The sequence below is a fragment of the Myxococcus sp. AM009 genome, assembly GCF_013372605.1.
Lineage (GTDB): Bacteria > Myxococcota > Myxococcia > Myxococcales > Myxococcaceae > Myxococcus > Myxococcus vastator.
Window position 1 is genome coordinate 1 of sequence record NZ_JABXEP010000255.1, and the last position, 7,227, is coordinate 7,227.

The following is a 7,227-nucleotide window of genomic DNA, read 5'->3' on the forward strand; positions in this document are numbered from 1 at the left end:
CGGCAACGGAGGGGGTGGCTCCGCGGGCGGCAGTGGTGACGGTTCCGTGCCGGCCTCACTCGCGGACGAGGCGCGCCGCCGGTACATCAACTACGCCCTGTCGGTCATCACCTCGCGCGCCCTGCCGGACGTGCGTGACGGCCTCAAGCCGGTGCAGCGCCGCATCCTGTTCGGCATGTACCACGACCACCGGCTGACGCATGAAGCCAAGTACCAGAAGTCCGCCAAGGTGGTTGGCAGCGTCATGGGTCAGTACCACCCGCACGGTGACTCCTCCATCTACGAGGCGCTGGTGCGCATGGCGCAGGACTTCTCGCTGCGCTACCCGCTGGTGGACGGCCACGGCAACTTCGGCTCGCTCGACGGCGACGGCGCGGCGGCCATGCGCTACACCGAGTGCCGCCTGGCGATGCTGTCCAGCGAGCTGCTGACGGAGCTGGGCAAGAAGACGGTGGCCTACCGGCCGACCTACGACGGCACCTTGCAGGAGCCGGTGGTCATCCCCGCACGGGTGCCGCAGCTGCTCATGAATGGCACCACGGGCATCGCCGTGGGCATGGCCACCAACATCCCGCCCCATCACCTGGGCGAGCTGGTGGACGCGCTGGTGGCGCTCATCGAGAACCCGCAGCTCGTGACGAAGGACCTGCTCAAGTGGGTGAAGGGTCCCGACTTCCCCACCGGCGGGCAGATCCTCAACGACAAGAAGGAGCTGCGCGACATCTACGAGTCGGGCCAGGGGAGCATCCGGATCCGCGGTGAGTACAAGCTGGAGGACCTCAAGCGAGGCGGCCAGCAGATCATCATCACCTCCATCCCCTACACGGTGAACAAGTCCACGCTGGTGGCCAAGTTCGGCGACCTGGTGCGCGAGCGGAAGCTGCCGCTCATCACCGACGTGCGCGACGAATCCACCAAGGACGTGCGCATCGTCCTGGAGCTGAAGAAGGACGCCAACCCCGAGCTGGTGATGGCGTACCTGTACAAGCAGACGCCGCTGCAGACGAACTTCGGCGTCAACCTCACCTGCCTGGTCCCCATCAAGGACAAGCCCGAGCTGAGCGCGCCCGAGCGGCTCAACCTCAAGGACATCCTCTGGTACTTCCTCACCTTCCGCTTCGACGTGGTGACGAAGCGCTTCGAGCACGAGCTGGGCGAGCTGCTCCGGCGCGTCCACATCCTGGAGGGCTTCGAGAAGGTCTACGACGCGCTCGACGAGATGATCAAGATCATCCGCGCGTCGGAAGGAAAGCAGGACGCGGCCCGGAAGCTCATCGCCCGCTTCAAGCTGGATGAAGCCCAGGTGGACGCCATCCTGGAGATGAAGCTCTACAAGCTGGCCCGCCTGGAGATTCTGGTCGTGGAGAAGGAGCTCAAGGAGAAGCGCGCCGAAATCAAGCGCATCCAGGGCATCCTCAAGGACAAGAACAAGGTGTGGAACACGGTCCGGGACGAGCTGGGCGAGATGAAGGCCCGCTACAATGACAAGCGCCGCACGCGCATTGGCGGCGCGGGCTCCGAGGAGATGGAGTTCAGCGCCGAGGCGTTCATCGCGGACGAGGACGCACACGTGGTCATCACCCGCGACGGCTGGGTCAAGCGCGTGCGCGAGGTGAAGGACCCGTCCACCACCCGCCTGCGTGAAGGCGACGCGGTGATGGCGGTGCTGGCCGGCAGCCTGAAGGCGAACCTGGTGCTGTTCAGCAACTTCGGCACCGCGTACGTCACCCGCTTCAACGACGTGCCCGCCTCCACGGGCTACGGCGAGCCGGTGCAGAAGTTCTTCAAGTTCGACGACGGCGAGCGCGTGGTGTCCGCCCTGTCGCTGGACGCGCGGCTGCCGCGCCCGCAGAAGCTGGTGGGCGTGACGAAGCAGGGCCTGGGCATGCGCTTCCTGCTGGAGCCGCACCTGGAGGTCTCCACGCGCGCCGGCCGCCGCTACGCGAAGACGGGTGAAGGCGACGAAATCATCGGCGTGCAGCCGGTGACGGACCGCGACCTGCTGGCGGTGCTGACGGAGAAGACCAGCGCCCTGGTGTGCAAGGTGGCGGAGGTCAACGAGCTGGCGGGCCCGGGCAAGGGCGTCACCGTCATCAAGGTGGACGGCAATGACCGGGTGGTGGACTTCCTCGCCGCGTCGCCCTCGCAGAAGGACGCGAAGCTGGAGTTCGAGACGCAGAAGGGCCGCAAGCTGCACCTGTCCCCGGCGAAGTACGGGTTGACGGGCCGCGGCGGCAAGGGCCACGAGATGTCGAAGCGCGACGCCGTGAAGGAGGTGGCGCGCCCCGTCACCTTCATCCCGTTGCCCGAGAAGAAGGACTAGGCAGAGGACGCCATGGCGACGAAGAAGGAAACCTACACAGGCGCGGACATCCAGGTCCTGGAAGGCCTGGAGCCGGTGCGCAAGCGCCCGGCCATGTACATCGGCGGCACCGACAGCACGGGGTATCACCACCTGCTGTGGGAGATCCTCGACAACTCGGTGGACGAGGTCATCAACGGCTACGCCACCACGGTGGAGGTGACGCTCCACAAGGACTGCCGCAGCGTCACCGTGGTGGACAACGGGCGAGGCATCCCCGTGGACATCATGCCCAAGCACAAGAAGCCGGCCGTGGAGGTCATCCTCACGACGCTTCACGCGGGCGGCAAGTTCGAGCAGGGCAACTACATCCACTCCGGCGGTCTGCACGGCGTGGGCAGCTCGGTGGTGAACGCGCTGGCGCGCAAGCTCGTCGTGGAGATCAAGCGCGATGGCAAGAAGCACGTCCAGACGTACGCGCGGGGCAAGGCCACCAGCACGCTGAAGGCGGAAGGCGCCACGCGGGGCACGGGTACCGCCGTCACCTTTGAACCGGACCCGGAGATCTTCGGCGACAAGCTGAAGTTCGACGCGGAGATGGTGCGCGAGCGACTGGAGGCCAAGAGCTACCTGCACAAGGGCATGACGGTCGTCTGGAAGGACGAGACGTCCAGCCCGCCCACGTCGGTGACGTACAAGCACGACGGCGGCATCGCGGAGTACCTCACCAAGGTGGTGACGGAGCGGAACAAGCCGCTGGTGCCCGCGGGCAGCGCGGCCTTCTACCACTCGCGTGACAACGGGGTGCGGCTGGAGGCGGCGCTGGCGTGGACGGAGGCCACCGACGAGCACATCCGCTCGTACGTCAACGGCATCCCTACCCCGCTGGGCGGCACGCACGAGGCGGGCCTGCGCGGCGCGGTGGTGAAGGCGGTGCGCAACTACATCGAGACGCACGGCATCGCGCCCAAGGGCGTGACGCTCACCGCGGAGGACATCCGCGAGGGCATCACCGCCATCCTGTCCACCTACGTGGTGGAGCCGCAGTTCCAGGGCCAGACGAAGGGGCGGCTCAACAACCCCGAGGTGTCCGGCCAGGTGGACGGCGTGCTGCGTCCGGCGCTGGAGAAGTGGCTCAACGACAACAAGTCCATCGCCGAGTCGGTGGTGGCCCGCATCGTCCTGGCCGCCCGCGCGCGCGAGGCCAGCCGGGCCGCGTCCCAGGCGGTGAGCCGCAAGACGGCGGTCAGCCACCGGCTCAACCTGCCGGGCAAGCTGGCGGACTGCTCGTCCACGGACCCGGGCCAGAGCGAGCTGTTCATCGTGGAGGGTGACTCCGCAGGCGGCTCCGCCAAGCAGGGCCGCGACAGGCGCACCCAGGCCATCCTCCCGCTGCGCGGCAAGGTGCTCAACGCGGAGCAGGCGTCCACCGACAAGGTGACGACGAACAAGGAGCTCCAGGACATCGTGTCCGCGCTGGGCTGCGGCATCGGCTCCGACTTCGACATCAGCAAGCTGCGCTACGGCCGCGTCTTCCTGCTGATGGACGCCGACAGCGACGGGCACCACATCGCCACGCTGCTGCTCACCTTCTTCTACCGGCACCTGCGCCCGCTGATTGAGAGCGGCGCCATCCACATCGCCCAGCCGCCGCTGTACCGCGTGGACATTGGCAAGGAGACGTACTGGGCGCTGGATGAGCCGGACCGCGACCGCATCATCAAGGAGAAGACGAAGGGCAACGCCAAGCCCAACATCATGCGCTTCAAGGGCCTGGGCGAGATGACGCCCGACGAGCTGAAGCAGACGACGCTCGACCCGAAGAACCGCATGAGCCTGCGCGTCACCATCGACAAGCCCCTGGAGACGGACCGGCTCATCAACGACTTGATGGGCAAGGACGTCAGCGCCCGCTTCCGGTTCATCATGGAGCGCGCCAGCGAGGTCCAGGACCTGGACGTCTAGTCAGGGCGGAATCACCCGCGCGGGTCCCTCCCACCCCGGAGGGCCCCGCGCGCAGCAGGGCTTTTGAGACGGAGCCCTGGCTCGGCTAGCATCCGCGCCGTGACTACGTTCCGCCGAACCTCCCTGCTGCTCGCGCTCCTGCTGGCCACCTCTCCCGCCTACGGGCAGTCCTCGCGGAAGAAGAAGTCCAGCAAGAAGCCCCCCTCCACCACCCAGCCGGTGAAGACGACCAAGGCCCCCCCGGCGGATGACGCGGACAGCGATGAATCCGCTGAGCCCCGGATTTTCGGCTCTCCGAACGACAACGACGAGACGTCCGTCACGCCGCTGGTGTCTCCGGACGCCCCGGCCGTGGCCACGCCCGCGCCGGAGCCGGGCGCCGCGGGTGAGCCGGCGTTGGCCAGCGCGGCGGTGACGGCCGAGGGGCCGGTGGCGCTCTTCGCGGTGGCGCGGACGTCCACGGTGGAGGAGGTCGCGGTGAAGCTGGAGGGCGACCTGCTGAGTCGGCTGAAGGCGAGCGGCGTGCCGCTGGTGGACCTGGGCGCGGCCTTCCCGCCGTCCCCGCCGACCTCGCTGACGCGCGCGGACACGCTCTTCGAGCAGGGCCGCACGGACTACGACAACCTGGACCCCGAGGCCGCCGAGGCGAAGTTCGTGGCCGCGGCGGAGGCCTATACGAAGCAGCCGGCGGAGCTGAGCCCGGAGCGGCTGGCCAAGACGTACCTGTTCCTGGGCGCCTCGCGGCTGCTCAACGGCGACTCCGCCGGCGGCCAGGAGGCGTTCAAGCGCGCGGTGGTGGCGGAGCCGTCGATGACGCCCGACACCGCGCTCTTCGGGCAGGACGTGCTGAAGGCCTTCGACCAGGCCCGCGCCGAGGTGACGGCGCGGCCGGCCGGCACGCTGGTGGTGGAGTCGCAGCCGGCGGGCGCCAGCGTCCTCGTGCGTGGCCGGGCGCTGGGCGTCACGCCGCTCAAGGGCGTGGAGCTGCCCGCGGGCCAGCACCCGGTGGTGGTGTCCCTTCCCGGCTACGCGGCCTTCGCCCAGTACACTGACATCGCGTCCGCCAAGAGCACCGAGGTGAAGGCGGCGCTGGAGCCCACCCCGGGCCTTTCCGCCGTGCGTGACGCGGCGGTCCACGCCAGCACCGAACAGGCCTTCGAGCGCGACACGCCGCCGCCCGAGGCACGCGCCATTGGTGAGCGGCTCAACGCCCGCTACGTGGTGCTGGCGGCGGTGGACCGCGGGGACGAGGGCTACCTCCAGGCCGAGCTCCAGGCGTGGGACCTGCGCTCCAACGCGCGGCTGCGCGGGGTGGAGATTTCCCTGGTGCCTGGCGCGAAGAAGAACGGCCCGGACGCGGCGGCGGACCAGGTGCGCGCCTTCGTCACCGGCGTCGCGGCGCCCCGGGTGGCGGAGGGCGGCAGCTCGTTCTCCACCCTCATCAAGCGCCCGTGGTTCTGGGCGGTGGTCGGCGGCGCGGCGGCGGTGACGGCCGGGGCCGTCTTCGTGGCGACGTCCCAGGACAAGGGCCGCCCGTTCAACCCCGTCTCTGGTGGAGTCGGATTCTGAGGCGGAGCCGCGTGTTGAATGCCCGGACCGCCTCCCGCGTCGCCTGTTTCAGAGGTCACCCCATGAAAGCCGCCCTCGCCCTTGTCCTCCTCCCCGCGCTGGCCCTCGCGGCCCCGCCCCAGGCGCGCCGCGTCAGCACCCTCCTGGTGCCCATGGACCCGGCCTCCGAGGCCTCCAGCGTGCAGATGGAGGGCTACATGAACGACGCCCTCAGCCACTTCGCCGGCATGAAGGTCCGCAAGTCGGAGGAGCTGTTCGGCATGCCGGAGGACGCGGCGGCCCGGGCCTCGCTGGAGCGCGGGCGCAAGGGCTACTCGGAGAGCCTGTCCGCCTTCGACAAGAAGGAATACGAGGAGGCGGAGCGCAAGGTGCGCGCCACCCTGAAGGAGCTGCAGGGGGCCGCGGGCGCCATGCGCGGGTGTTCACCGCTGTGTGACGCGCTGGCGCTGTACGCCGCCGTGCTGCACCTGCGCGGCGAGGTGGAGGAGGCGAAGCTGGCGCTCATCGACCTCATCGCGCTGTCCCCCACCCATGAGCTGTCCCCCAAGCGCTTCACGCGCGAGTTCCTCTCCCTGCGCGTGCAGGTGGCCACCAGCCGCACGTCCCAGCTGCGCGGCACCGCCACGGTCAACTCGCGGCCCGCGGGCGCGCGCGTGTACGTGGACGGCGAGGCCGTGGGCTACACGCCGGTGACGCTGCCCGCGCTGCCCATTGGCAAGCACCTGCTGCGCGTGGAGCGCCCGGGCTTCCAGCAGTACGGGCAAATCATGGAGGTGGCCACCGACGACACCGAGGTCACCGCCAGGTTGGTGCCTACCTCTTCGTACAAGGCCTACGACGCGAAGCTGGACCGGGTGGCGGGCGAGGTGAACCGCGCCGGTGAGAAGGCGTCTGGCGTGGCGGCCATGGCGCAGTCACTGGGGCTGGACCGGGTGATGCTGGGCACTTTGCGCGCCAATGGCGAGGGCACCGAGCTGACGCTGGGCTACTACGACGCGCGCACCGGCCAGAGGATGGCGGGGCGGCGCATGTCCGTCCAGGGCGATGAGTTCGGCCAGCTGAAGCAGGAGATGGAGCGGGTGGTGAACCACCTGGTGAACAACATCGGTGAGAAGGTAACCCGGAGCAAGGACCCCTTGGACAGCCGCGGCGGCATGGAGGACTGGTCGTCGGAGGACCGGGGCGGCCGTGGCAAGGCCCAGGACAAGCAGAGCAAGCCCGGCGACGACCCGCTCGACGGTGTGTCCGGAACCGAGGACTGGTAGCGCAGAGCGCTTGTCCCGGGACGGCGGAAGCCTAGAGTCCCGGGGCGTATGCGCCTGCTCGCCCTCCTGCTCCTCCCCAGCCTCGCGCTCGCCCAGACGAGCGTCATCAGCCAGCCCGCCCTGCCC

At 69.2% G+C, this 7,227-nt stretch carries 4 protein-coding genes; all 4 read left to right on the forward strand.

Features of this window, described 5'->3' with window-relative positions; translation table 11 throughout:
• A partial coding sequence (locus HV824_RS34125) for a DNA topoisomerase (ATP-hydrolyzing) subunit A (RefSeq protein ID WP_176425130.1) occupies positions 1-2,323 on the forward strand: 2,323 nt, incomplete at its 5' end.
• Between the two features lie 12 nt (positions 2,324-2,335).
• Positions 2,336-4,267: a type IIA DNA topoisomerase subunit B gene (locus HV824_RS34130; RefSeq protein ID WP_176420665.1), complete on the forward strand. Its 1,932-nt coding sequence runs from the start codon at positions 2,336-2,338 to the stop codon at positions 4,265-4,267.
• A gap of 99 nt (positions 4,268-4,366) precedes the next feature.
• A complete protein-coding gene (locus HV824_RS34135) occupies positions 4,367-5,836 on the forward strand; it encodes a PEGA domain-containing protein (RefSeq protein ID WP_368671030.1) in 1,470 nt (489 codons plus the stop codon).
• A gap of 62 nt (positions 5,837-5,898) precedes the next feature.
• The gene (locus tag HV824_RS34140; protein ID WP_176420667.1) at positions 5,899-7,101 is read left to right on the forward strand and encodes a PEGA domain-containing protein; all 1,203 of its coding nucleotides are present in this window, start codon (positions 5,899-5,901) and stop codon (positions 7,099-7,101) included.
• Positions 7,102-7,227: the final 126 nt, after the last annotated feature.